The organism is Nocardioides islandensis, assembly GCF_015352455.1.
Taxonomy (GTDB): domain Bacteria; phylum Actinomycetota; class Actinomycetes; order Propionibacteriales; family Nocardioidaceae; genus Nocardioides; species Nocardioides islandensis.
In genome coordinates this window covers 175,636-199,815 of sequence record NZ_JADKPN010000010.1, presented here as the reverse complement: position 1 = coordinate 199,815, position 24,180 = coordinate 175,636, and the positions used below count along the sequence as shown (strand labels likewise).

22 protein-coding genes are annotated in these 24,180 nt (G+C 71.4%); 8 read left to right on the top strand and 14 right to left on the bottom strand.

Annotated features, from left to right (window positions below):
• Positions 1–13: 13 nt before the first annotated feature.
• Together ISU07_RS16520 and ISU07_RS16515 are read right to left on the bottom strand one after the other, a co-directional pair.
• Positions 14–1,123, bottom strand: a complete 1,110-nt coding sequence (locus ISU07_RS16520) for a hypothetical protein (RefSeq protein ID WP_194707917.1) — start codon at positions 1,121–1,123, stop codon at positions 14–16.
• Positions 1,120–2,733 carry an alkaline phosphatase family protein gene (locus ISU07_RS16515; protein WP_228522018.1) on the bottom strand — a complete coding sequence of 538 codons (1,614 nt, stop codon included), beginning with the start codon at positions 2,731–2,733 and terminating at the stop codon, positions 1,120–1,122. The genes ISU07_RS16520 and ISU07_RS16515 overlap by 4 nt, the downstream gene beginning before the upstream one ends.
• Before the next feature lie 224 nt (positions 2,734–2,957).
• Between ISU07_RS16515 and ISU07_RS16510 the strand changes: the two genes are divergently transcribed.
• Genes ISU07_RS16510 through ISU07_RS16495 form a run of 4 tightly spaced genes read left to right on the top strand, consistent with a single transcriptional unit; the run spans position 2,958 to position 7,956 of the window.
• Positions 2,958–3,725 (top strand): hypothetical protein, encoded by a 768-nt coding sequence (locus ISU07_RS16510; protein WP_194707915.1) that lies wholly within the window; start codon positions 2,958–2,960, stop codon positions 3,723–3,725.
• A complete protein-coding gene (locus tag ISU07_RS16505; protein ID WP_194707914.1) occupies positions 3,722–5,260 on the top strand; it encodes a serine/threonine-protein kinase in 1,539 nt (512 codons plus the stop codon). The genes ISU07_RS16510 and ISU07_RS16505 overlap by 4 nt, the downstream gene beginning before the upstream one ends.
• A 28-nt stretch (positions 5,261–5,288) precedes the next feature.
• Complete coding sequence (locus tag ISU07_RS16500) at positions 5,289–7,361, top strand: prolyl oligopeptidase family serine peptidase (protein ID WP_194707913.1); 2,073 nt, start codon at positions 5,289–5,291, stop codon at positions 7,359–7,361.
• A 4-nt stretch (positions 7,362–7,365) separates the two neighbouring features.
• Positions 7,366–7,956 carry a dihydrofolate reductase family protein gene (locus ISU07_RS16495; protein WP_194707912.1) on the top strand — a complete coding sequence of 197 codons (591 nt, stop codon included), beginning with the start codon at positions 7,366–7,368 and terminating at the stop codon, positions 7,954–7,956.
• Positions 7,957–7,960: 4 nt separating this feature from the next.
• On the opposite strand, the gene ISU07_RS16490 is transcribed toward ISU07_RS16495, so the two are convergent.
• Positions 7,961–8,533 carry a TIGR03086 family metal-binding protein gene (locus ISU07_RS16490; protein ID WP_194707911.1) on the bottom strand — a complete coding sequence of 191 codons (573 nt, stop codon included), beginning with the start codon at positions 8,531–8,533 and terminating at the stop codon, positions 7,961–7,963.
• Between the two features lie 56 nt (positions 8,534–8,589).
• Between ISU07_RS16490 and ISU07_RS16485 the strand changes: the two genes are divergently transcribed.
• Both ISU07_RS16485 and ISU07_RS16480 read left to right on the top strand, forming a co-directional pair.
• Complete coding sequence (locus ISU07_RS16485; RefSeq protein WP_194707910.1) at positions 8,590–10,986, top strand: LuxR C-terminal-related transcriptional regulator; 2,397 nt, start codon at positions 8,590–8,592, stop codon at positions 10,984–10,986.
• Between the two features lie 124 nt (positions 10,987–11,110).
• The gene (locus ISU07_RS16480; RefSeq protein ID WP_194707909.1) at positions 11,111–11,383 is read left to right on the top strand and encodes a hypothetical protein; all 273 of its coding nucleotides are present in this window, start codon (positions 11,111–11,113) and stop codon (positions 11,381–11,383) included.
• Between the two features lie 78 nt (positions 11,384–11,461).
• Here the strand turns inward: ISU07_RS16480 and ISU07_RS16475 are convergent, their stop codons facing one another.
• The 3 genes from ISU07_RS16475 to ISU07_RS16465 are packed head-to-tail and all read right to left on the bottom strand — an operon-like array spanning position 11,462 to position 13,709.
• On the bottom strand, positions 11,462–11,926 hold the full coding sequence (locus ISU07_RS16475; protein WP_194707908.1) for a hotdog fold thioesterase: 465 nt from the start codon (positions 11,924–11,926) through the stop codon (positions 11,462–11,464).
• 49 nt (positions 11,927–11,975) lie between these two features.
• Positions 11,976–12,674, bottom strand: a complete 699-nt coding sequence (locus tag ISU07_RS16470) for an alpha/beta fold hydrolase (RefSeq protein ID WP_194707907.1) — start codon at positions 12,672–12,674, stop codon at positions 11,976–11,978.
• A 48-nt stretch (positions 12,675–12,722) separates the two neighbouring features.
• The gene (locus ISU07_RS16465; protein WP_228522064.1) at positions 12,723–13,709 is read right to left on the bottom strand and encodes a calcium-binding protein; all 987 of its coding nucleotides are present in this window, start codon (positions 13,707–13,709) and stop codon (positions 12,723–12,725) included.
• Between the two features lie 108 nt (positions 13,710–13,817).
• Here ISU07_RS16465 and ISU07_RS16460 point away from each other — a divergent pair, with 108 nt between their 5' ends.
• Positions 13,818–14,195: a YidH family protein gene (locus ISU07_RS16460; RefSeq protein ID WP_323742655.1), complete on the top strand. Its 378-nt coding sequence runs from the start codon at positions 13,818–13,820 to the stop codon at positions 14,193–14,195.
• Complete coding sequence (locus tag ISU07_RS16455) at positions 14,192–14,476, top strand: DUF202 domain-containing protein (protein ID WP_194707904.1); 285 nt, start codon at positions 14,192–14,194, stop codon at positions 14,474–14,476. The genes ISU07_RS16460 and ISU07_RS16455 overlap by 4 nt, the downstream gene beginning before the upstream one ends.
• 14 nt (positions 14,477–14,490) lie before the next feature.
• On the opposite strand, the gene ISU07_RS16450 is transcribed toward ISU07_RS16455, so the two are convergent.
• The 8 genes from ISU07_RS16450 to ISU07_RS16415 all read right to left on the bottom strand — a co-directional run bounded on the left by ISU07_RS16450 (position 14,491) and on the right by ISU07_RS16415 (position 24,098).
• Positions 14,491–16,791: a sulfatase-like hydrolase/transferase gene (locus tag ISU07_RS16450; RefSeq protein WP_194707903.1), complete on the bottom strand. Its 2,301-nt coding sequence runs from the start codon at positions 16,789–16,791 to the stop codon at positions 14,491–14,493.
• A gap of 41 nt (positions 16,792–16,832) precedes the next feature.
• Positions 16,833–17,276, bottom strand: coding sequence for a thioesterase family protein (locus ISU07_RS16445; protein WP_194707902.1), 444 nt, complete (start codon positions 17,274–17,276; stop codon positions 16,833–16,835).
• Between the two features lie 10 nt (positions 17,277–17,286).
• A complete protein-coding gene (locus ISU07_RS16440) occupies positions 17,287–18,252 on the bottom strand; it encodes a 3-hydroxyacyl-CoA dehydrogenase NAD-binding domain-containing protein (protein ID WP_194707901.1) in 966 nt (321 codons plus the stop codon).
• Positions 18,249–19,133, bottom strand: a complete 885-nt coding sequence (locus ISU07_RS16435; protein ID WP_194707900.1) for a BKACE family enzyme — start codon at positions 19,131–19,133, stop codon at positions 18,249–18,251. The genes ISU07_RS16440 and ISU07_RS16435 overlap by 4 nt, the downstream gene beginning before the upstream one ends.
• Before the next feature lie 15 nt (positions 19,134–19,148).
• On the bottom strand, positions 19,149–20,294 hold the full coding sequence (locus tag ISU07_RS16430) for a serine hydrolase domain-containing protein (RefSeq protein ID WP_194707899.1): 1,146 nt from the start codon (positions 20,292–20,294) through the stop codon (positions 19,149–19,151).
• Positions 20,295–20,461: 167 nt separating this feature from the next.
• Positions 20,462–22,270 carry an ABC transporter ATP-binding protein gene (locus ISU07_RS16425; RefSeq protein WP_194707898.1) on the bottom strand — a complete coding sequence of 603 codons (1,809 nt, stop codon included), beginning with the start codon at positions 22,268–22,270 and terminating at the stop codon, positions 20,462–20,464.
• Complete coding sequence (locus tag ISU07_RS16420; protein WP_228522017.1) at positions 22,270–23,178, bottom strand: ABC transporter permease; 909 nt, start codon at positions 23,176–23,178, stop codon at positions 22,270–22,272. Before ISU07_RS16420 ends, ISU07_RS16425 begins: the two co-directional genes overlap by 1 nt.
• Positions 23,175–24,098 (bottom strand): ABC transporter permease, encoded by a 924-nt coding sequence (locus ISU07_RS16415; protein WP_323742654.1) that lies wholly within the window; start codon positions 24,096–24,098, stop codon positions 23,175–23,177. Before ISU07_RS16415 ends, ISU07_RS16420 begins: the two co-directional genes overlap by 4 nt.
• Between the last annotated feature and the right edge of the window lie 82 nt (positions 24,099–24,180).

The following is a 24,180-nucleotide window of genomic DNA, read 5'->3' as shown; positions in this document are numbered from 1 at the left end:
CATCGTGGCAGCACTAGGACGTGCGTGCCCGGAACGGGAACCACCGCCGGGATGCGGGGTCGGCTTCTCGGACAGGCGCGGACGTTCCGGGGTCGGACAGCACGGTGCGCACGGCGAAGCGCGCGAGCGTCTCGATGGCGGCGTGCGACAGGTCTTCCTCCCGGATGACGGGTGGGCGGCGGGTGTCCCGCGCATCAGCCAGGAGCCAGGCGAGGTCTCCGTGGATGCAGTACCCCCTGTCCGTGAGATCGGCGACCTGACGAGAAGACTCGGCACTCACCCAGGGGAGATGGTCGCGGGGCAGCACGATGCGCGGACTCGCACGTCGCTTCAACGCGCCTTGGCTGAGCACGCGCCGGACCGGTCCGTAGGTGCCCTGGGTGCGGCCGGGAAGCAGAACCGCGAGCTCGACATTCAGGCGCCGGTACAGCTCGGCCTCGAGGACGCCGTACGAGCCGTTCACGTCCCGGGGATGAGGCGGCAGCACCGAGGGAGGCACACGCAGGACGGCCGACACCTCCCGGAAGAGGAAGCCCTTGTCGTCGTTGCGGCCCGGCACCACGACGAGGTGCATGTTCTCGGGAGGTACGACGGCTGCCCAGCGCGCGCACACGTGCGCGAGGTCCTGCCGCAACAGGAAGTGCTGTCCGTAGAAGCCCTCGCCGACACGGACCGACTCGAGGAACTCGGGGAACGTGTCGGTGAGGCGGTGCTTCAGGAACTGCTGGTACTCCGACGGCAGCTGGTGGGTCCAGGCTCGGGCCGTCACGACGACGTGCACCTCGAAGCCCTCGATCCGCGCGAGCCCGACGACGAAACGGGCGGTCGGCCCGTCGAGCTCGGCGAGGTCCTCGCTGCTGATCAGCACGTCCCGCTGTGCCACGGACCGCAGGCACCCGACCAGCCTGGCCAGGGGGTCCGGCGCTCGCGTTGCGACGAAGCCACTGCCCGGTCGCCAGCCGAGTGGCCTCAGGAGCACGCGCTCGACCGCGGATCGCGTGCTCAACGGGACGCCGATGCCATGACGGGCAAGCTCCGGGAGCGACGACGCCACCACGGTCTGGAGCGCCGTCGTCCCGGACTTGCTCAGTCCCACGTGCAGGACCAGGCGTCGAGGTGTCACCTGCGGCCCACGCGCACGGCGTTCGCCAGGTCGTTGACGGCGGCGTCCCGCGACGAGAGGGGTGCCAGGTCGAAGCTCCGCTCGATGGTGGCCAGGATCGACGTGGTGTCGTACACGGTGTGGTCGACGCCGGAGTGGTTCAGCGACCGCGAGATGATCAGCGCCGGTATCCGCGTGCCCGGTCCCCACGCGTCGTGCGCCCCGACCGTCGAGGAGCCGGCTCCCGGCGGCGGCACGTGGTCCCACTGGCCGCCGAACTCGTCGTAGGTGACCACCACCAGGGTGTTGCCGGCCTGCGGTCCGGTCGTGATGGCGTCGATCAGGTCGACCAGGTGGTCGCTGCCGTCGGGCTCGCTGGCGTAGCCGGGGTGCTCGTTCTCGGTGCCGTAGGGCTTGACGAAGCTGACCGTCGGCAGGGTGCCGGCCTCGACGGCGTCGAGGAAGTCGGTCTCGTCCTGCAGGTGCGCACGACCGGGCTGGCCGGGTGCGTACGCCGCGAAGTAGTTGAAGGGCTGGTGGTGGAACTGGAACAGCGGGCCGGGGTGCCCGGCTGCGGCGTCGTCCCAGCCGCCGGAGTACCAGTTCCAGGAGATCCCCGCCTCGGAGAGCCGGTCCCCGATGGTGGGGTAGTCCTGGTCGTCGACCGCCGGCAGGCGGACCGGGCTGGAGCTGTGGGGCTCGCTCTGCGGCTGGATCGTGTTCACGGCGAAGTCGCCACATGCCAGGACGACGTCGTCGACCGTGGGGTCGGCGCACTGACGGGTCAGCTGGGCGTCCCGGACCGCGCCGGTCGGCGTGTACTGCGGGTAGGTGTTGACCATCCCGTTGCTGTCCAGGATCGAGTTGAGCGCTCCGCTGGCACCGTTGCTCGTGTCGAGCGGCGACCTGGCGGCGATCAGCCACTGGTGGTTGAGGAAGGAGCCGCCGAACGCTGCCTGGAAGAAGTGGTCGGCGATCACGTACCGCGGTGCGCCGGGTGAGTGCAGGTACCGGTAGATGGGGAGCTCTCGCGTGTCGTAGTAGCCCATGGTGAGACCGACAGCGTCGGAGCCCGATGTGTAGCGGTCCTGGCTGCCGCCGTCGATCTGGTACTGCTCCTGGTAGAAGCGGTGCACCAGGTCCCGCGTGCAACCACCACGGAGCGCGCCCGGGGAGTCCTCGAGCACGCCGTTCGGCGCAGTGACCCCTGGTGCCGGACAGGTCTTGTCCTCCGCCGCGATGTAGTCCTCGATGCGGAACGGCTGGTTGCCGAAGTGGCTCGCGGCGATGCCGTGGGCGGAGTCGGTGCACGTCGTCGACAGCGGCGGGCTGGTGAGGTTCACGTCCCGCTGGTGCAGGCATCCGAAGGGCACGCCGTGCTGGTCGACCTGCGTCGCGTTCGTCGCAGCAGCCAGGCCCTCGACGGGTTCGCCGTTGACCGGACCCCAGCCTCCGTAGAGGTTGTCGAAGGAGTGGTTCTCCTCGTAGATGACCACCAGGTGCTTGTAGCCGCCCGGGAGCGTGTCCGGCTTCGCGGTCGGTCCGGCCTGTGCTTGCGGGACGGCCACGAGTGCCGCTGCGGTCGCCGTTCCCAGGGCCACAGTCGCCCCGATCAGCGTCGTTCTCCTCATCATCTGCTCCTTCCTCCGCGGGGGGTGTCAGCCTTGGGTGGGGCCCCCCGTGAGCCCCGACGCGGACGACACCACCAAGGACGGAACCGCGGCCAGGCGGACCAGAACGTGTTCTGAGCGACCTCCTTGACCCATCCCCGGGCTCGCGACAGCATGAGATGGGACGTGGGTTCGGGACGACGCGGTCTCAAGCGACTCAGAGACCGACGCGGGGGTTGGTCACCATGGCCGGGAGCGTGTGCGACCGCTCGGCCACGTTGGCGTACTCCGTCCTCGGCGGAGTGGACGTCTCCGTCGACCTGGCTCCTGGTGACGCCTGGTCGTTCGGCCGGGACGAGCGCTGCACCGAGACCCTGGTTCTCCCGACGCTCAGCCGCGTGGCGCTGATCGTCCGCTGCGTCGAGCCCGGCGTCTGCCGGGTCAGCTCCCGGCAGAGCGGCCTGGGCCGGGTGGTGATCGACGCGGACGACAGCCGGGAACGCCACCTCGTCGCCCTGGGGTCCGGCCCGGTGCACCTCTTCGAGGGCAACTACTCCGTCAAGGTCGAGCTCCCGCCGATCGTGCTCCGGATGACCGTCGCGATCGAGGCCGACCGACGTCAGGACGCCGCCGCTCCCGCGCGGCTGGTGTCCCCGCTCGCGGTGGCGGAGCGCACCCGCACCACCTGGACGCCCGAGAACCCAGGGTCCGACGCACCTGCGTGGATCACGGTGGCCGCGTTGGCGGTGGCCGTCCACCGGTACCCGGAGCTGGCCGGAGGGGCACGCACCAGCGAGGCGCTCCGCCGGCTCTGTGGCGTGTGGTGCGGCCACACCAGTCTCTACTGGGTGAACGAGCGACTGAAGGAGGCCGTCGAGGCCGCCGACCTGGTCGTGCCGGACGGGGGCGAGCGCCTGGCGCTGGCCACGACCCACTACGGCCAGCTGTTCCCCGACGCGACGATCCGCCGACTGCGCGACGCGATCCTCGAGCGCGAGCGGACCGGGCCGTGAGCTGGTTCCCCCAGGTCGGCGACACGGTCGGGCGGTACCTGATCACCGAGGTGCTCGGTCACGGCGGGATGGGTGTGGTGTTCGTGGCCGTCGCGCCGGACCTGGAGCGTCGTGTGGCATTGAAGGTGCTCGCCCCCCAGGCCGCCGTCGACCCACGGCTGCGAGAGCGCTTCGCCCATGAGGCGGCGACGCTCGCGCGTCTGGACTCGCCGCACATCGTGTACATCCTCGAGTACGGCGAGCAGGACGGGTGCCCGTACCTCGTCACCCAGCTCGTCCCCGGCGGAGACCTGCGTCATCATCTCGACGAGCACGGCCCGCTCCCGCCCCGGCAGGCCGCGGACGTCATGGAGCAGGTGGCCGCGGGTCTGGAGGAGGCGCACTCGCACGGGATCGTGCACCGCGACCTCAAGTCGGCCAACATCTTGCTGCGCACGTTGCCCAGCGGCGAGTTCCACGCGTACCTCTGCGACTTCGGTATCGCGCGCGCCGACACCGTCGAGACGACGTCCGCCAGCGGAGTGGTCGGCACGCTCGAGTACCTCGCGCCGGAACGGCAGTCCGGAGCACCGGCGAGCGTCGCCACGGACGTCTACTCCCTCGGATGCCTGCTCTGGGCCGCCGTCACGGGTGCGCCGCCGTACCGGGGCAGCGAGGTCGACGTCGCCCTGGCGCACCTGCGCGCCCCTGTCCCGCAGCTTCCGGGTGACGACCCGGTCAGCCTCCGCACCAACGCGGTCGTGGCCAGAGCGATGGCCAAGAAGCCCGGCGACCGATATCCATCAGCCCACGAGATGCGGAACGACCTCGTGTCGCTGAGGACGTTGGCGGCCGAGGAGGAGGAACGAGCGGCAGCGGCCGAGGCGCCGGCTCGGTCGCCACGCCGTACGGTGCCACTTGCTCTCGCCGGCGTGGTCGTCGCGGCCGCCGTCGTGGCCACGACGACCTGGCTGCTCGGTCCGGACGGCGGAGACCCGAGTGGCCTTCCTGCCTCGCAGCGGGACACCAGAAGCACGCAGGGGAGTCCCTCCGCGTCGGCCGCTCGTCCGCGGCACTGCTGGGACGGGCGAGTCATGGAGGCTGCCGACTGCTCCACACCGTCGGGTGTGCAGGGACTGCTCTGGGTCTATCCCAGCTTCAAGCACGACCGTGGCACGTGCCGTCGGGTGTGGAAGCCGCTGTCGCCGCGCAAGGTCCTGGTCTACTTCTGCCCGTTCGACGCGGAGAACCCCAACGGCGGGATCCGGTACAGCGAGTGGGCATCGGCGTCGGCCGCCCACGAGGTCATGACAACGGACTTCTACTGGCCCGAGAAGGATGTCGAGCGCGACGGATACACCTGGTCCCTCTGGGTCCGGGAGGACCGCGACGAGAAAGGTTGGTTCTCGACGGGGATCGCCTACCGCGACTGGCCGTTCTCCGCGGAAGTCGTGTCCAATGCCAAGAGTGGCGCGATCCAGGCGTGCAACTTCGTCGAGCTCCGTTCGCCGATCACGTTCCATCGGGTGAGTGGCCTCTGCAAATCCTCGACGTGACGCCGAGGGGAAGAGTTCACTGTGCGCCATGACGATCGAGGCACGAAGGGTGCCCGTGGTCAGCACGTACCACGGGGTGGAGGTCTCGGAGGACTACCGCTGGTTGGAGGATGCGTCCTCGCCGGAGACGATCGCGTGGACCGAGGAGCAGGCGGAGCTGACGCGCGCGTACTTCGCCTCGCTGCCGTGGCGCGGTGACCTCCGGGAGCGGGTCGAGGGTCTGCTGCGGGCCGACCGGTCGACGTACTCGAGCCTCGCGGCGGCCGGCGACACGTACTTCGTGCTGAAGGAGCAGACACCACGACAGCGTCCGTTCCTGGTGACGCTGACCGACTTGGGCGACACCTCCACGGAGCGCGTGCTCGTCGACCCGGAGGCCATCGACCCGACCGGCGAGACGGCGATCGACTGGTTCGTGCCGGGGCCGGGCGGGCAGCAGGTCGCGGTCTCGATGTCCGAGCACGGCACGGAGGACGGCACGCTCTTCGTGTACGACGTCGCCACGGGCGAGGTCGTCGGCGAGCCGATCCCGCACGTGCACCTGATGGGCGGGTCGATGGCGTGGCGGCCGGACGGGACCGGCTTCTGGTTCACCCGGTGCGCGGACCCGGCGGGGTTCGGGCAGCAGGTCTGGTACCGCGACCTCGAGGGGGGCGGCGAGGACCGGCTGGACTTCCCCGCGGGCGTGGCCGACGAGTCGATCGCCGAGAACGTGCTGTCCGCCTCCGCCGACGGGCACTGGCTGATGGACCGCGTGCAGAAGGGGGACGGCGGCGAGTGGCAGATCTTCCTCCGGCCCCAGGAGGGCGGCGAGTGGTGGCTGCTCGCGGAGATCCCCGACAACTGCCCGTACGCCGTCCTGGGAGCGGACGCGGTCTACCTGCTGTCGCGGAAGGACGCGCCGCACGGCCGGATCCTGCGGCTGCCGATCAGCCACGGCGCCACCGTCACGGACGCCGTCGAGCTCGTCCCCACCAGCAACCTGGTGATCGAGGACGTCGCGGTCACCGACGCGACCATCTGGGTGGCGGACATGGACGGCGGACCCCAGCAGCTGCGCGCCTTCGCTCTCGACGGTCGCCCGCTGCCGGCGCCGGAGGTGCCTCCGGTGAGCACGGTCTCGGCGTACTGGGCGAGGCTCGTCAGGCTCGGCCGGGACCGGGTCGCCTGGCAGGGCGAGTCCTTCACCGAGCCGTCGACGTGGTGGGTGGCCGCCGACGGCGAGCCCGCACGTCGTACGGCGCTGACCTCGGACACGCCGGTCGACCTGTCGGGCTACGTGGTGACCCGCGAGTTCGCGACGTCCTGGGACGGCACGCGCGTGCCGCTCAACGTCATCGCGGCGCCGGGCACGCCGCGGGACGGCACGGCCCCGGCGCTGCTGACGGCCTACGGCGGCTACAACATCTCGCTGGTGCCCCACTTCAGCACCGAGCGGGTCCTCTGGCTCGAGCGCGGCGGCGTGTACGTCGTGGCGAACATCCGCGGCGGCGGGGAGTACGGGCAGGAGTGGCACCAGGCCGGACGGCTGGGCACGAAGCAGAACTGCTTCGACGACTTCATCGCCTGTGCGGACCATCTCGTCGACTCCGGCGTCACCAGCCGCGACCGGCTGGCGATCATGGGCGGGTCGAACGGCGGCCTGCTGATGGGCGCGGTGATCACCCAGCGGCCCGACCTCGCTCGCGCGTGCATCGCCGCGGTGCCGGTGATGGACTCGCTCCGGTCGGAGATCACGATGAACGGCCGCTACAACACCACGGAGTTCGGCTCGGTCGAGGACCCGGAGCACTTCAAGGCCCTGCTGGACTACTCGCCCTACCACAACGTCCGCGACGGGGTGCCCTACCCGGCGGTGCTGCTGACGGCCGGCGAGAACGACATCCGGGTCGACGCGTGGCACGCCAAGAAGATGACCGCCCGGCTCCAGGCGGCGACCTCGTCCGGGCTGCCGATCCTGTTGCGGATGGAGACCGGAGGACACCTCAGCGGCTCGCTGGACCAGACGATCGACGAGACCACCGACCTCTACGCGTTCCTGTTCGACCAGGTCGGCGTCGAGGATCGCGCCGATGAGTTCCACGCCGAGCCACGGTCGTGAGTGCATGACTGCGACCTACACGTTCGACATCTTCACCAGCGTGGACGGCAACTCCTCGTACGGACCGCCCGGCGACTGGGGCGGCTACTGGGGCAAGCAAGGTCCGGAGTTCCTCGACCACCGGTACGCCGCGTACGACGGCGAGCAGCGGATGGTCTTCGGGGCCACGACGTTCGGGCTCTTCGTCCAGATGGTGCCCGCCTTCAGCGACGACGAGCGCGACCCGTGGCTGGACCGGATGATCGCCCTGCCGACGACCGTCATCTCCTCGACGCTGACGGGTCCCTTCGACTGGCCGGACGCGACGGTCGTCAGCGGCGACGCCGTCGACGTCGTGCGCCGGATGAAGGAGGAGTCGGACGTGCCCATCCGCTCGCACGGGAGCCTGTCGTTGAACCGGGCGCTGATGGCCGCCGGCCTCGTCGACCGCATCCAGCTCACGGTCTTCCCGGTGGTCGCGGGTCAGACGGGTGACGAGCCGGTGTTCGCCGGTGGCGGGGACTTCGACCTCGACCTGCTCGAGACCCGCACCCTCGACGGCCGCATCCAGGAGCTGGTCTACCGTCCGACGCTGCGCACCTGGGCGACCGGCTGACCGGTCAGCGGGGCACGGCGCGACCCGCCAGGGCCATCAGCCGCTCGGTGTCGGTGGCGTCCGCGGGCGGGTCGGTCGGCGGCTTGACCAGGCCGAGCTCGATCGCGTGCTCGGTGCAGGTGGCGGCGACCACGTCACTCAGGGCGGGGATGGTCTCCGCCGGGAACTCGATCGCGCGGCCCAGGCTGGCCGACAGGTCCCACGCGTGCGCGGCGGCGTCGATGATCGCGAAGTCGATGACCACCGGGCCGGGCAACCGACCGAACGGGGTGTCGTGGTCCGTGGTCATCACCTCGTCGCCGCGCCACAGAGCCAGGACGCGCGCGGCGATGTCCGAGGCGATCGGGGCCAGGTCGCCGTCGTACGGGACCGCCGTCATCGCCTCCTCGAGCGGCATCAGCTGCTGATCGCCGGCGCTGCCGCCCCAGAAGAGCTGGTTCTTCAGCGCATGGCTGGCCAGGCGGCGCACCGTCCACGGCGGGCAGTTGGTGGGGAGCTCGAGCTCGGACTCGTCGATCCCGTGGATCACCCGGACCAGCTGGTCCTCGGCCTGCTCCAGCAAGGTGAGGTGGTCCATCGCGGCCCCCTTGTCATCGGTGCCCTGATTCAACCAGTCGATGCCAGACTTGCGCGGTGAGCGAGCAGGCCGGCCGCGGGAACCTGCCACACTCGCCCACCACGCTCGTCGGGCGTTCGCGAGCCGTGGCAGAGGTCGCCTCGCTCGTCCGCTCCCGGCCGCTGGTGACCCTGAGCGGGGCGGGCGGTGTGGGCAAGACGCGGCTCGCCCTGGCCGTCGGCGCCGAGCTCGCCGAGGAGTACGCCGACGGCGTGTGGCTGGTCGAGCTGGCACCCGTGGGCGACGCCGACGCCGTGCCCGACGCGATCGCCTCCGCCCTGGGCGTCGCTCCGCAGGGCGGTGCCCCCGTCATGGACACGGTCGCCGAGGCCCTCGCCGGTCGGCGCGTGCTCCTGGTCCTCGACAACTGCGAGCACGTCCGGCGGGCGGCCGCGTCCGCGATCACCACGATCCTCGCCCGCTCCGACGTACCTCGGGTCCTCGCGACCTCGCGGGAGCACCTGCGCACGTCGGGCGAGGCGCTCGTGACCGTGCCGCCGCTGGACGTGGGCGGCGTGACCTCCGACGGCGTCACCTTGTTCGTCGACCGGGCTCGGGCCGTGCGACCCGGGTTCGGGATCTTCGACGAGCAGACCGCGGACGCCGTCATCCGGATCTGCACGACGCTCGACGGGCTGCCTCTCGGCATCGAGCTGGCCGCCGCGCGGATGGCGGCCATGAGCGCGGTCGAGGTGGCCGAGCGGCTGGCCGACCGCTTCCGGCTGCTGACCGGGCCCGAGCTGGGACCCGAGCGCCAGGCCACGCTGCGGCACACGGTGGCCTGGTCCTACGACCTGCTGGAGGACGACGAGCGCGCGCTCCTGCGCTGGGCGTCGGTCTTCGCGGGCGGCTTCGACCTGCCGGCCCTGTGTGCCGTCGCCGAGGCGTCCGACGACGTCGAGGTGCTGCGGCTGCTGGACTCGCTGGTGCGCAAGTCCCTCGTCATCGCCCACCTCGGGTCGGCGCGCACCCGCTACAGCCTGTTCGAGACCATCCGGGCGTTCGCCGACGAACGGCTGGCGGAGACCGACGACCACGCGGGGACCCGCGACCGGCACGCGGCGTACCTCGCGGGGGAGGCCGTCCGGCGGTGGGAGCGCTGGAACGGCCCGGAGTGGCGGGCCCAGGTCGACTGGGTGCAGGCGGAGCTGGCGAACCTGCGGTCGGCGTACCGCTGGAGCCTGGCCCGCGACGACGCCGAGACCGCCACGGACATCGCGGCCCACGCGGCGCTCATGGGGTTCTCCGTCGAGCTCTTCGAGACGATCGGCTGGGCCGAGGCGGTGCTCCCGGCCGCGGTGACCGCCGACGTCCGGCGGCTGCCGCGCCTGTACGCCGCCGCGGGGTACGCGTGCTTCGTCGGGCGCGCCGAGGTCGCGACCGTCAACGCACACCGCGCCACCGAGCTGGAGGCCCGACAGGGTTACGAGTCCTGCGAGCCCGGCTACGCGGCGTTCATCGAGGCCCTCGGCCAGGTCTACTGCGGCCACCTGGACCGCTACATCGAGCTGACCCGCGAGGTGGCGGCGTTGCCGGGTCCGGGCCGGGCCTACGGCATCGCCGCGTTCGTCGACGGCCTGCAGTCGGCGGGTCGGCTCGAGGAGGCGCTGCCGCTCACCGGACCGGCCCTGGCGGCCGCGCGAGACCTGGGCAACCCCTACTGGCTCACCTACACGCTCTGGATCGTCGGGCTGGCCGTCGCCAAGGCCGACCCGCAACGTGCGCTCCAGACCTGGGACGAGGCGGTGGCGTACGTCGGCGAGCACGACGTCCGCTTCTTCGAGGGGTTCCTGGCACGGGACGCCGCGCTGCTGCACACCTCCGACGGCCAGCTCGAGACGGCGCTGAGCCTCTTCGGCACCTCGGTCGAGGCCTTCGTCCGCTCGGGCGCCGTCGCCCAGCTGGTCATCTCCCTGGCCAGCCTGCCCGCCCTGTTCGAGCGGCTCGACCGGCCGGCCGTCGCGCGGACCCTCCTGGCGGCGATGGCCCGCGAGGACGGGAGCATGCACCACGTGCCCGGGCTCGCGGACCTGGGAGAGCGGCTCGACGGACGGCTCGGCCAGGAGTCGGCGGAGCGGTACGCCGCGGCCGGCGGCGCGATGGACCTGCGCGACGCCGCGTCGTACGCGCTGCACCAGATCGAGCTCGCGCGCCGTGCCCTCGCCGCGGCGGGCCGGCACGGTGCCGGAGCCGCCGGGCTGACGGCGCGCGAGACGCAGGTGCTGCGCCTGATCGCCGACGGGGCGAGCACGCGCGAGATCTCCGACCGGCTGTTCATCTCGGCGAAGACGGCCGACAACCACATCCAGCACATCTACATCAAGCTCGGCGTCACCAACCGCGCGGCGGCCACCCGCTGGGCCTTCGACCACGACGTCGTCGAGGCCGGTGCGGCGGACGGGACCGACGGATAGGGACCCGAAATAGGGGGATCTCCTCATGTGGGGAGGGCAGCGTGCGGCCGAGTATTCGGGGCGAACCAGCCGCCCGGCTGGTAGACCCCGGGGCCGGACCCGGCCCACTTCGAAGGAGAACGACATGATCCTGGCGACGACGAAGGTGAAGGACCTCGACCACTTCCTCGAGGTGTTCAGCACGAAGGGCGCCGACAAGCGCGGGTCGCACGGCTCGCAGGGAGCCACGGTCTACCGCGACCCGATCGAGGAGGACCGCGTGTGGGCGGTCTTCAACTGGGACGAGGAGGGGTGGACGGCGTTCGCCACGGACCCCGAGACCCCCGGCATCATGCAGGAGGCCGGTCACCTGGGCCGGCCGTCCCTGGGCCAGTACCTCGGCAGCTTCGACGCCTGACGGCGACCCGACGCGGGCGGACCCGCCGAGACCCTCGTGCGACCGCACGAGGGTCTCGCGCATGAGCGTGGACGCGGGTCAGGGAGCCTCGATCACCGCCATCGTGCAACGCGAGATGCACACGAGCTTGTCGTGGTCGTCGACGATGCGGACCTCCCAGACCTGGGTACGACGGCCGAGCGAGATCGGCCGGGCGGTGCCGGTGACCCAGCCCGAGGTGACCGGCCGCAGGTGGTTGGCGTTGATCTCCATGCCGACGCACATCTTGCCGGGAGGTACGACGAACGTCGCCGCGGCACTGACCAGGGTCTCGGCGAGCAGCACCGAGGCGCCGCCGTGCAGGATGCCGAACGGCTGGCGCGTTCGGTCGTCGACGGGCATCCGGGCCACGAGGTGGTCCGCCCCGAGCTCGGTGAGCTCGATGCCGAGGTGGGCGATGGCCGAGCCGGCGCTCATCGAGTTCGCGTGCTCGAGGTCCGGGCTGTCGTACCAGATGGTGTCGCCCGTGAGCGGCCCGGACGTGCGGTGCAGGGTGTCGGTCATGGGTTCCATGCTGTCGTCGCGACGGACGCGAGACAGGCGTGGAACTACCTCACTTGCGGGCAGCGGCCACCAGCAGGTCCGCCAGGGGCTCGGTGGCGGACAGGAACGGCGAGTGGTCGGCGTCGAGCTCGACCGGGTCGATGCCGAGCCGCGGCCGGCAGACCGCCCGCAGGAACTCCAGCCGGATGGCACGGTCGTGACGCCCGGCGACGACGGTCCGCGGACCGGGCGGCAGCTCGCGCAACGGGTACGGACGGTCCCACAGCGACCGTGAGCGCTGTGCCCGCAGCCGCTCGAACGCCCACCTCGCATCGGCCGGCGGGCACGCGCCGTAGAACGTGGTGACGGCCTCGTCGATCGAGTCGAACGTGACCGATCCGTCGTCGTGCTGCGTGGTCACGTAGGCGTCCGGCTCACCCATCTCCGGGGCGTCGTCCCACGGCTGCCCGGCGACGTTGGGGACGACCGGGCAGACGTACGCCGAGTGGCGGACCTGTCGCTCCGCCGCGACGAGCGGGACGACCATCGCTCCGAGCGAGTGACCGACGAGCACGATCTCGTCGCCGGGCGTGTCAGCAGGCCAGGCGTCGAGCACCGCGTCGCGGTAGTCGAGGAACGTCGCGGAGCCGTCGTCGACGGGCAGGTCCACCGCGACCGAGGTGTGGCCACGACGCGCGAGCCCGGCCTCCAGCCGTTCCCAGCACCAGGCCCCGTGCCAGGCGCCGTGCACCAGGACGAAGACGGCCATGGCCCAGGGTAGGACTGCGCCCCCCACAGCCGGTCAGCGCGACGTTGCTCAGGTCTGCTCGCAGCTCCGGGTGACCTCCGCCCGACAAGTGTCCTGGCCCCCACGCCCGTCTGCCCGGTCGCGGCCGGCGCCGCCGGTGAGCAGGTCCGGCCGGTCGGTGCCGGACAGGCGGTCGTCGCCGGGTCCGCCGTAGGCGACGTGCTGGGGCGCCGTACACGAGCCGTTGGTGTCGGCCAGCCGGATCACGTCGTCGCCGGCTGCGCCGTGGACCACCGATCGGCAGGCGTCGACCGCCAGTACCTCGTCGCGGAACGAGCCGCGGAGCCTGACGCTGCTGGGCGGTGCGTCCGTGGCGGGCTGGAAGGAGACCTGGCTGAAGTTCCCGCGCCACGACCACGTCGAGTCGTCCCGCGCCATGGTCCGGGCTCGGGTGTCGACGAACCACTCGTCGCTGCCCGGCCCGCCGGCCATCAGGGACAGGGAGTTCACGCCGGGACCGGCGTTCAGCAGCATGCCGGGCACGAGCTCGTGCAGCCGCACGGTGTCGTCCCCGGGACCGGCCATGATCCGGTCCGGCCCCAACGCGGAGCCGTCACCGGCGTCGATGGTGTCGGCACCGCCGGCGGTGCGGATGATGTCGCGACCTCCGGTGTCCCCGGTGGGCCGCGGGTCGTGCGGCGCGAGACCTTCGTTCACGGTGTCGGCCCCGGGGGAACCCAGGAACACGTCATCGCCCGTGCCCAACCGCGCTTTCACGTCTCCGTCGGCGCGCGTGGCGTCGATGTAGTCGTTGTCGGGTCCGGCGTCCACCCGGACTCCGCGGCCCAGGACGCAGATGACGTCGCTGCCTCCCCGACCCCTCACCGCCTGGCCGTGGCTCACGATCACGTCGTCGTGGTCGGTCCCGACGATGGTCGCGTCGTCGGACGCGACGGTCACCGGACGTCCCGCGCACGACTCCGCGGCGTCGGCGACGCCGGGGAGGAGGAGCAGTGCGGCGACCACGGGGACGACGGTCAGTGCGGCGGACCACATGCGCACGTCGGATGTCCTCACGGTGTCTACGACGCACCGACAGGGCGACATGTTCGGCCAGCGCCCCGGGTGGCTGTCCGCTCAGTACCCTGGCGGCGTGACGGAGCGGTGAGCGAGCAGCACGAGCCGGGCGGCAGCACGCCCTGGCCGGCCTGGGTCTACCGCACCGGCGACCGGCCCGATCCCCGCTTCAGCCTGGCCAACGAACGCACGTTCCTGGCCTGGATCCGTACGTCGCTCGCGTTGCTGGCCGGAGGAGTGGCCCTCGACACCGTCGACCTCGACGGGCCGAGCACGCTGCAGTCGGTCGTCGCCGTGTCGCTGGTCGTGCTCGGGCTGCTCGGGGCCGGCGTGGCCTGGGTGCGCTGGGCCGCGACGGAGCGGGCGATGCGGCTGCACCAGCCGCTGCCCGGCACGGTCGCCCTGGTCTGGCTCGCGCTCGCGCTGATGATCCTGGCTGCGGCGCTGCTGGTGCTCGTGCTGTGACCGCCGGCGTTCCCGAGGGGCTGCAGGACCAGCACGAACGCACCCTGTTGGCGTGGCGGCGTACGGCCCTCGCCCTGGTGGCCACCGGCCTCCTGGTCGGACACCTCGCCCAACGACAGCACGGCCTCACCATGCTGGGCGTGACGCTCGTCGGGATGGCCGCGGTGGTCGCTTTCGTGTGGCTGGGCCGGGAGAAGACCGTCGGCGCGACCGGTCTCGCGCTGACCCTGGGGGTCGTCGGGCTCGGCGTCGTCGCGCTCGTGGGTGTGCTGCTCGCCTGACGAGCTGCACCGACTCACTGGTGGGTCAGGTGTGCCCGGGCGACCTCGTCGTCGGCCACGGCAGCCGACACCGGCCCGAGGTCGAAGCGCACCCGGTGGATCAGGCCCTCGAACCGGTTGCGCACCGGCAGGTAGTCGTCGACCACCGGCGTGCCGCGGTCGACGCCGATGTTGAAGGTCTCGTCGAAGGAGAAGTAGTACGCCGTCGTGGCCGGCACCCGGCCCGAGCCGACGGCCGTGCCGTCGACCTCGAGGGTGACGTCGGCGCCGCTGCCGGGCGGCCCGCCGTCGTACTCGAACCGGACCACGAGGTCGTGGCGTCCCGGGTCCATCGGCTCGTCCCCGCGCACGACTGTCAGGTCACGGCCCACGAAGTTGTAGGCGTAGTGGGGGACACCGCCCACGACGTACACCGACCACCCGCCGAAGCGTCCGCCCTGCGCGGCGACGACGCCGTTGGTGCCGGTGACCAGCTCGAGGTCGGCGGTGATGACGTGCGAGCGGTTCTTGACGTTGGGCGCCGCCTCCTCGGTGAGCCGGCCGACCCGGGGACCGAACGACAGCGTCGAGCGGCCGCCGTGCAGGTCGAGACGACCGGCGACCTCGGGGTTCTCGCGCTCGGTGACGCGGTCGTCGAGGGGCAGCACGTGGTACTTCTCCGCCTCGCGCTGGAACAGCTCCTGCAGCTCGCGCAGCTTGGACGGGTTCTCCGCCGCGAGGTCGTGCGCCTGGCTCCAGTCCTCGCTGTGGTCGTAGAGCTCCCAGACGTCCTCCTCGAACGGCCGCTTCGGGGTGTCCACCATCTCCCACGGGATGCCGTGGCGGGTCACCGCGGTCCAGCCCTCGTGGTAGACGCCGCGGTTGCCGATCATCTCGAAGTACTGCGTCGTGTGCCGGTCCGCGGCCTGCGCGTCGTCGAAGCTGTAGCGCAGGCTGGTGCCCTCGATCGGCTGCTGCTCGACCCCGCCGAACGTCTCCGGCGCGGACAGACCGGTCGCCTCCAGGATCGTGGGCAGCACGTCGATCACGTGGTGCCACTGGTGGCGGACCTCGCCGCGCGCCTCGATCCCGTTGCCCCAGCGCACGATCATCCCGTCGCGGGTGCCACCGAGGTGGGTGACCTGCTTGGTCCAGGGGTACGGCGTGTTCATCGCCAGCGCCCAGCCGGCGGGATAGATGGCGTACGTCGTCGGGTCGCCGAGCGTGTCCAGCCGGGCCGCCATGTCCGCGGTGTCGTCCTGGATGCCGTGGCCGACCAGGTGCTCGCGGAACGTGCCTCGCGGCCCGCCCTCGCCGGACGCGCCGTTGTCGCCGAGCAGGTAGAAGAACAGCGTGTCGTCGAGCACGCCCATCTCCTCGAGCGCGTCGACGAACCGTCCGATCTGCACGTCGGCGTGCTCGGCGAACCCGGCGTAGGTCTCCATGAACCTGGCCGCGACCCGCTTCTCGGTCTCGTCGAGCTCGTCCCAGCGGGGCACGCCCTCCGCCCAGGGCGCCAGGTCGGTCGTCGCGGGCACGATGCCCAGCTCCTTCTGGCGGGCCAGCGTCTGTTCGCGCTGCGCGTCCCAGCCGGCGTCGAACCTCCCGGCGTACTTCTCGCGCCACTCGTGGGCGACGTGGAACGGCGCGTGCGTGGCACCGAGGGCGATGTAGGTGAAGAACGGCCGCTCGGGCGTGATCGCCTGCTGGTTCTCCACCCAGGAGATGGCGTTGTCGACGAGGTCCTCCGACAGGTGGTACCCGTCCTCGGGCAGCCGGTCCGGCTCCACGGCGTACCGGCCCTGGTACAGCTGCGGGTACCAGTGGTTCATCTCCGCGCCCATGAACCCGTAGAAGAAGTCGAACCCCTCGCCCATCGGCCAGCGGGGGAAGGGGCCGGAGGGGCTGACCTCGACCGGCGGGGTCTGGTGCCACTTGCCGATCGCCGCCGTGCAGTAGCCGTTGCCACTGAGGATCTGGGCGATCGTCGCTGCGCTGGCCGGGCGGTACCCGTGGTACCCGGGCTCCGGCGTGGACATCTCGCTGGTCACGCCCATGCCGACCGAGTGGTGGTTGCGGCCGGTCATCAGCGCCTGGCGGGTGGGGGAGCAGAGCGGCGTGACGTGGAACCGGCTGTAGCGCAGGCCCTCGTCGGCCAGCCGCTGGGCGGTCGGCATCTCGCACGGCCCGCCGTACGCCGACGACGCACCGAACCCCATGTCGTCGACGAGCACCACCACGACGTTCGGTGCCCCGGGGACCGCCTCGACCGGCCGGATCGGCCGGGCCGTGGTGTCGACGTCCAGCGGCAGCCGGGCGCGGTCGGGGTTCGGCATGGAGCGGCTCCTTCGAGGGGCGGGATGGTTCAGCGGGTCGGTCAGCGGGCGATGCGGATCGAGCGGCTCGCCTCCGCGGGCGGGTCCACCAGGAGATCCTGCGCCCTGGCGGCCACCTCGGCGGGGAACGGCGCCGACGCGCCGCCCTGGACGTGCACCCCGAGGATCTCCTCGGTCGCCCGGAGCCGGCCGTCGGCCCACAGCTCGTGCCAGATCCACAGCAGCTTGGCGGTCACGCCGATGACCGACGAGCGCACCTCCAGGTCGGTGCCACCGCGGATCTCGTCGAGGTACCGGACGTGCGCCTCGACGGTGTAGAGCGAGGCGTCGTGGGCGGCCTGGTGGTCGGGGCCGAGGCCGACCGCGGCCATCACCGCGTCGGTCGCGTGCCCCATCACCAGCACGTAGTAGGGCTCGGACAGGTGGCCGTTGTAGTCGATCCAGGCGTCCTGGACGGGCTCGCGCCAGACGACGGGAGAGCTCACACGCGGCCCGTCAGACCCGGCCGAGGGCACGCAGGATCGCGATCACACCTCGGTCCCGCTCCGCGACGAGGTCGTCGACGCTGCGGCCGCCGGCCTCCCGCTCGCAGCCGTCGACCACGGCGTCGCGCAGCTCGGGCGTCAGCTCGGGCGCGGTCAGCCGCGTCCAGGGCGACAACAGCGACGGGCCGAAGTGGTCGAGCATGTGCGCCATGCCGCCCTGGCCGCCGGCCAGGTGGAAGGTGAGCATCGGCCCCTGGATCGCCCAGCGCAGGCCCGGCCCGTCGGTGATCGACAGGTCGATCTGCTCGACCGTCGCCTCACCCTCGGCGACCATGTGCAGCGCCTCGCGCCACAGGGCCTCCTGCAGCCGGTTGGCGATGAACCCCGGCACCTCGCTGTCCATGGTGATCACCGACTTGCCGGCGTGCCGGAAGAAGTCGCTGGTCCAGGCGACCACCTCGGGCGAGGTGGCGGTGCCGCCGACCACCTCGACGAGGGGGATGAGGTACGGCGGGTTGAACGGGTGGCCGACCACGGTGCGCTCGGGATGCGCGCACCGCACCTGCATCTCGCTCATGCCGTATCCGGACGTCGACGACGAGATCACCACGTGCTCGGGCGTCGCCGCGTCGATGTCGGCCAGCAGCGTGCGCTTGAGCTCGAGGTCCTCCGGTGCGCTCTCCTGCACGAAGTCCGCCTGCGCGCAGGCGTCGGTCAGGTCCGGCACGACGGTGAGGTTGTCGAACGGACTGTCGGGGCTCGCCCCCGGCGCGAGGCCCAGGTCCGTCAGCGCCGTCCAGGCGGTCCCGACCAGGTGCCGCAGCCGTGCTTCGGCGTCCTCGGCCGGGTCCCATGCGACCACCCGGTACCCACGGGACAAGAAGTAGGCGACCCAGCCGCCGCCGATGACGCCGGCGCCGACGCAGGTGACGGTGCGGACGTCCTGCGGAGGGACCCTGCTCAGCTGGTCGCTCATCGGGGCTTCAGCGCGAGGATCTCGCGCCCTTCGTCAGGAGTCGCCACCGAGGCGCCCATGCTCTCCACGATCGTCCGGGCGCGCTCGACCAGCTGCGCGTTGGTCGCCTTCACGCCCTTGCTGAGGTACAGGTTGTCCTCCAGGCCCACGCGCACGTGGCCGCCCAGCAGGATCGACTGCGCGACCCACGGCATCTGCATCGGGCCGAGCGCGAACGACGCCCACACGGCGTCCGGTGGCAGCTGCGCGACCATCGCGGCCAGGGTCAGCGGGTCGGCCGGCGCGCCGTACGGGATGCCCATGCACAGCTGGTACATGGCCGGGGCGTCGATCAGCCCCTCCTCGACCAGCTGCTTGGCGAACCACAGGTGACCGGTGTCGAAGATCTCCATCTCGCAGCGGACGCCGAGCTCCTGGATCTTCTTCGCGCCCTCGCGCAGCATGTCCGGCGTGCTGACGTAGACCAGGCTGCCCTCGCCGAAGTTCAGGCTGCCGCAGTCCAGCGTGCAGATGTCGGGCAGCAGCTCCTCGACGTGGGGGAGCCGGTCGACGCCGCTGACCAGGTCCGTGCCCTCGACGAACGTCGTGGGGTTGTGCGGGTCGAGCACCAGGTCGCCACCCATGCCGGCGGTGGTGTTGATGATGACGTCGACGTCGGCGGCGCGGACCCGCTCGACGACCTCGCGGTAGTACGCCACCTCGCGGGATCCCTTGCCCGTCTGGGGATCGCGCACGTGGATGTGGATGATCGTCGCGCCCGCTCGCGCCGCGGCGATGCCGGACTCGGCGATCTGCTCGGGCGTCACCGGCACCAGCTCGGAGCGGCCGACGGTGTCCCCGGCGCCCGTCAGCGCGCAGGTGATCATGACCTTTCTGTTCACAGCGAGGCTCCTTCGTCAGGGGTGGAGGGTCGGTACGGCGTCCAGCAGGGCGTGGAGGCCGAGGTAGCTGAGGTCGCGCGCCTGGCGGTCGACCCAGGAGTCGGCGTACGGCCACTGGGACGTCTTCACCACCACGGCGCCGGTACTTCGGTCGGCGCAGGCGAACTGGCCGCGGCTCCCGTCGGCGGTCAGCCGGCGGCCGGCGTCGTCCATCGGCCACCAGTGGTAGCCGAACCCGGCGTGCGTGGTGATGGTGCTGGGCAGCCGGCCGACGGCCAGGAAGGGGTACGTCGCGTGCGCGGCGTCCCCGGTCCACTCGCGGTCGAGCACCCGCTCGCCGCCGAAGGTGCCGTCCACGGCCAGCAGGGCGACCCGGGCCCAGTCGCGGGCCGACGCCGCGAGGCCACCGCCGGCCAGCGCCACTCCGGCGCCGTCGACGGCGACCACCGCGTCCTGGGTGCAGCCCAGCGATCGCCAGAGCCGGGCGGCGTCGTCGGCGTAGGGGAGGCCGGTGGCGCGTTCGCGCACCCAGTCGAGCACCTGTGAGTCGGCGGTGCAGTAGGAGAAGCGGGTGCCGGGCGGGACGCCCGGACGCACCTCGCTCAGCAGGGCGCGCGAGTCCTGGTGGTCGCCGAAGCAGCGCAGCAGCCGCGAGGCCAGGCTGTCGGGGTCGCGGTGGTCCTCGACCCAGTCGACGCCGGTGGTCATCGTGAGCACGTCGAGCACGGTGGTGCCGTCGTAGCCCGAGCCCGCCAGCTCGGGCACGTGCGCGACGACGGCATCGGTGAGCCGGAGTGAGCCGTCGCGGACCGCCCGGCCGACCAGGTGGGCCAGCACGGACTTGGTCATCGAGGCGCCGAGGAACAGCGTGCCGGCGCCGAGCCCGTCGGCGTACCACTCGTGCACGACCTTGCCCCCGCTCGATGCCGCGTCCAGCACGAGCAGGGAGGTCGACGAGGTCTCGTCGCGCCACTCGGCGAGCGTCCAGGTGCGTCCCGCTCCCGCGATCGACACCTCGAGGTCGCGAGGCGACGCAGGCAGCTCCGTGCCGGCCGTCGCGGGGACGACCGCGTGCGTCCACGTGGGGTCGTGGTGGGGGTTGGTGAACACCAGGCCTGCGAGCCCAAAGGGGTGACCGGTGCTCGCGGTAGTCGCAGGCACCTAGTGGTCATCCTCGAAGGCTCGTCGGGATCCCCGCGGCCCAGGCACGCACATCGCTGCGTTGCCGTCGCTCGCGAGACAACCCCGGTATGGCTTCGCTCCGCCGCCTGGCGCTGCACGCACCTGAGCCACGGCTACCCTCGTCGAGCCTCCGAGGATGACCACTGTCAGTCGATCCTCGGGCTCTTGGACAGCAGGTTGCGGGTGTACTCCTCCTTCGGCGTCTCCATCACGGTGACGACCGGGCCGGACTCGACCACGCGGCCGGCCTTGAGGATCTGGACGCCGGAGCCGATCGAGCGCACCAGGGCGAGGTTGTGGGTGACGAACAGCATGCTGATGCCGCGCTGCTTCCGGAGCCCCTCGAGCAGCGCCACGATCGAGCCCTGCACCGAGACGTCCAGCGCCGAGGTGATCTCGTCGCAGATCAGCACGTCCGGCTCGGCGGCCAGCGCACGGGCGATCGCCACGCGCTGACGCTCGCCGCCGGAGAGCCGGCTCGCCTGGTACTTCAGCATCCGCGGGCCGAGGGCCACCTGGTCGAGCAGCTCGACCACGCGGTCGGTGGCCTCCTTGCCCGAGGCGATCCCGAACAGCTCCATCGGCCGCTTGACGATCTGCTCGATGGTCAGGCGCGGGTTCAGGGAGAGGTACGGGTTCTGGAAGATGTACTGGAGCCGCTTGCGGTTGGTCGCGTCGCGCTGACGGGCGCTCTTGGCCAGCACGTCACCGTCGAACGTGATGGTGCCGGTCCAGTCCTTGTGCAGGCCCCCGACGGAGCGGGAGATCGTGGTCTTGCCACTGCCCGACTCGCCGACCAGCGCGATGACCTCGGCCTTGGCCAGGTCGAACGACACGTCGTGCACGACGTGCTTGCGGCCGTAGAAGATGTTGAGGTTCTCGATCGAGAGGATGATGTCGCGCTTGCGGTCGGGGTCGGCGTCCGGCACCACCCCGCGCGAGATGTCCCAGGTGCCGATCTCCCCGGCGCGGATGCACCGTACCTGGTGGTCCGGGGCGACCTCGCGCAGCTCCGGCACGTCCTTGCGGCAGGCGTCGATGGCGTACGCGCAGCGGTCGTTGAACCGGCAGCCGCTCGGACGGGCTCCCGGAGCGGGCGTGCGGCCCGGGATGCCGGTGAGCGCGCGGGCCTGGCTGAGGTGCGGGATCGAGTCCAGCAGCGCTCGGGTGTAAGGGTGCGAGGGCGCCCGGAAGATGGCCTCCTTGGGACCGAGCTCCGCGATCTGGCCGGCGTACATCACCGCGACCCGGTCCGCGATGTTGGCGACCACCGCGAGGTCGTGGGTGACGTACAGCGCGCTGACGCCGTGGGTGCGGCAGAGCTGGGCCATGGTGTCGAGCACCATCGCCTGGGTGGTCACGTCCAGGCCGGTGGTCGGCTCGTCGAGCACGAGCACCTTGGGCTTCGGCAGGAAGGCCATGGCCAGCGCTACGCGCTGAACCTGGCCGCCCGACAGCTGGTGGGCGTAGCGGCTGAGGAACTCGTCGTCGTTGGGCAGGCCGACCTCGGCCAGCCCGTCGCGGGCCCCCTGGAGCCGGGACTCCTTGGTGCCGATCCCGCGCAGCTCCAGGAGCTCGACGATCTGCTTGCCGATGCGGATGGCGGGGTTGAGCGCCGATGCCGGGTCCTGCGGGACGTAGGCGATCTCCTCGCCCCGGACCTGGCGCACCTCCTGCCACTTCATGCTGAGGATGTCGCGACCCTCGAGGAGAACCCGGCCGGAGCCGATGTAGGCACCGGCGCGCGAGTAGTTGAGCAGCGAGGTGCCGACGGTGGTCTTGCCGGAGCCGGACTCGCCGACCAGGCCGACCACCTCGCCCGGCTTCAGGACCAGGTCGATGTCGTTGACGACGTCGATGTCCTTGCCGGTGAGCATCACGCTCAGGTCCTCGACGACCAGCCCACCCTTGGGCACGCCGACCTTCTCGACGGGTGCGTCGCTGGTGGCGGTCATCAGTTGTCTCCTCGCTGCGCGACCTGGGCGATGCCGTCGGCCATCAGGTTCGTGCCGATCGCGAAGATCGCGATGATGATCACCGGAGCCAGCACCGCCCACGGCTGGGTGGCCAGGCCGAGTCGGTTCTCCTGGATCATCTGGCCCCAGTTGGCTGCACCGGGGTCCGCGGAGAAGCCCAGGAAGCCCAGGGCACCCACCAGTCCGATGGAGTAGGTGAGCCGCAGGCCGGCCTCGGCCAGCAGCGGGGCGTTCATGTTCGGCAGCACCTCGGCCAGGATCACCCGGCTGCGCTTCTCGCCCAGTGCCTCGGCCGCGATCACGAAGTCGCGCGACACGATGCCGAGCGCGACGCCACGGGCCAGGCGGGCCACGCGGGGAGCGTGGGAGACACCGACGAGGACGATCAGGATCCACGCCGACGGCTTCTGCAGCGCGGTCAGCACGACCAGCGCGAGCAGGATCTGCGGGAAGGAGAGGATCACGTCGTTGAGGCGCATCAGGACCTCGTCCCACCAGCCGCCGCCGTAGGCCGCGACGACCCCGATCGCGATGCCGAGCACCATGCCGACCAGCGTGCCGAGGAGTGCGATGAGCAGGATCTCGCCGCCACCGTGCATGACCCGGCTGAGCACGTCCTGGCCGAGGTAGTCGGTGCCGAAGACTCCCGCGGCCTTGTTGTAGGGCGGGCCGGCGACCTCGTTCTCACCGTACGGCGCGAGGTACGGCGCGAAGATCACGAAGGCCACCAGCAGCAGGGTGATGCCCAGGCCGACGGTGAACCGCTTCTGCCGCATCGCCTTCTTGAAGGTGCCCGGCTCCGCGGGTGCGATGGGCGGAGGCGGCGGGGCCTCCTCGCCGGACAGCGCTGAGACGTGCTCGTGCTCGTGGGACTGGTCAGCAGTCATGACGAGATCGCCGTCCTTGCGCGTGGGGTGAGCAGGATGGACAACAGGTCGGCGATCAGGTTCACCACGACGTACACGCTGGCGATGATCATGCTGAGCGCCTGCACGACCTGGACGTCGTGGTTGCGCACGGCGTCGACGAGCTGCAGACCGATGCCGGGATAGGCGAACAGCGTCTCGACCACCACGACACCACCGGCCAGGAAGGCCAGCTGGAGGGCGATGACCTGGATGCCGGGCACGATCGCGTTGAGCAGCGCGTGCTTGCGCATGACCACGCTCTCGGGGATGCCCTTGAGGCGGGCCAGCTCGACGTACTCGCTGTCGATCACCTCGAGCAGCGAGGCTCGGACGATGCGGGAGACGTACGGGGAGACCCACAGCACCAGGGTCAGGGTCGGCAGGACCATGACCTTCCAGTTGTCCCACGGGTGCCCACCCAGCGTCACCAAGGTCACCGGCGGGAGCACCTTGAAGACCGTGGTGGCCAGCAGGGCGATCAGCAGCACGCCGATGACGAACTCCGGCAGGCCCGCGACGGCCAGCAGGATGGTCTGGATGATGGTGTCCGGACGACGCCGGCGGTAGTGCGCCGAGATCATCGCGATGATGAACGACAGCGGGATCATCACGATGGCGGCCAGGAACACCAGCATCGCGGAGTTCTGCACCGGACCGGAGATCAGCTCGCTCACGGGACGACCGCTGGCCAGCGACGTCCCGAGGTCCCCGGTCACCAGGCCGCCGAGCCAGTCGAAGTACCTCGAGATGAGCGACTGGTCGGAGCCGATGAGCTTCTCCAGCTCGGCGACCCGGCCGGGGTTGGCGTTGTAGTCGCGGCCGAGGATGGCCCGGATCGGGTCACCCAGGGCCGCCGTGGCCAGGAAGACCAGGATCGAGACGAGCCACAGGGTCAGCACCGCCAGCCCGAGCCGGCGGGCGATCCAGAGCGCCCAAGCCGCGGCACCGTGCTGGCCCCGCGGCGGCGCGACCTCTTCTAGC

Excerpts from the sequence above, each read along its gene's own strand:
- ISU07_RS16515 (WP_228522018.1), bottom strand. The coding sequence starts at position 2,733 with ATGAGGAGAACGACGCTGATCGGGGCGACTGTGGCCCTGGGAACGGCG.
- ISU07_RS16510 (WP_194707915.1), top strand. The coding sequence starts at position 2,958 with ATGGCCGGGAGCGTGTGCGACCGCTCGGCCACGTTGGCGTACTCCGTC.
- ISU07_RS16500 (WP_194707913.1), top strand. The coding sequence starts at position 5,289 with ATGACGATCGAGGCACGAAGGGTGCCCGTGGTCAGCACGTACCACGGG.
- ISU07_RS16495 (WP_194707912.1), top strand. The coding sequence starts at position 7,366 with ATGACTGCGACCTACACGTTCGACATCTTCACCAGCGTGGACGGCAAC.
- ISU07_RS16490 (WP_194707911.1), bottom strand. The coding sequence starts at position 8,533 with ATGGACCACCTCACCTTGCTGGAGCAGGCCGAGGACCAGCTGGTCCGG.
- ISU07_RS16480 (WP_194707909.1), top strand. The coding sequence starts at position 11,111 with ATGATCCTGGCGACGACGAAGGTGAAGGACCTCGACCACTTCCTCGAG.
- ISU07_RS16475 (WP_194707908.1), bottom strand. The coding sequence starts at position 11,926 with ATGACCGACACCCTGCACCGCACGTCCGGGCCGCTCACGGGCGACACC.
- ISU07_RS16470 (WP_194707907.1), bottom strand. The coding sequence starts at position 12,674 with ATGGCCGTCTTCGTCCTGGTGCACGGCGCCTGGCACGGGGCCTGGTGC.
- ISU07_RS16465 (WP_228522064.1), bottom strand. The coding sequence starts at position 13,709 with ATGTGGTCCGCCGCACTGACCGTCGTCCCCGTGGTCGCCGCACTGCTC.
- ISU07_RS16450 (WP_194707903.1), bottom strand. The coding sequence starts at position 16,791 with ATGCCGAACCCCGACCGCGCCCGGCTGCCGCTGGACGTCGACACCACG.
- ISU07_RS16440 (WP_194707901.1), bottom strand. The coding sequence starts at position 18,252 with ATGAGCGACCAGCTGAGCAGGGTCCCTCCGCAGGACGTCCGCACCGTC.
- ISU07_RS16425 (WP_194707898.1), bottom strand. The coding sequence starts at position 22,270 with ATGACCGCCACCAGCGACGCACCCGTCGAGAAGGTCGGCGTGCCCAAG.
- ISU07_RS16420 (WP_228522017.1), bottom strand. The coding sequence starts at position 23,178 with ATGACTGCTGACCAGTCCCACGAGCACGAGCACGTCTCAGCGCTGTCC.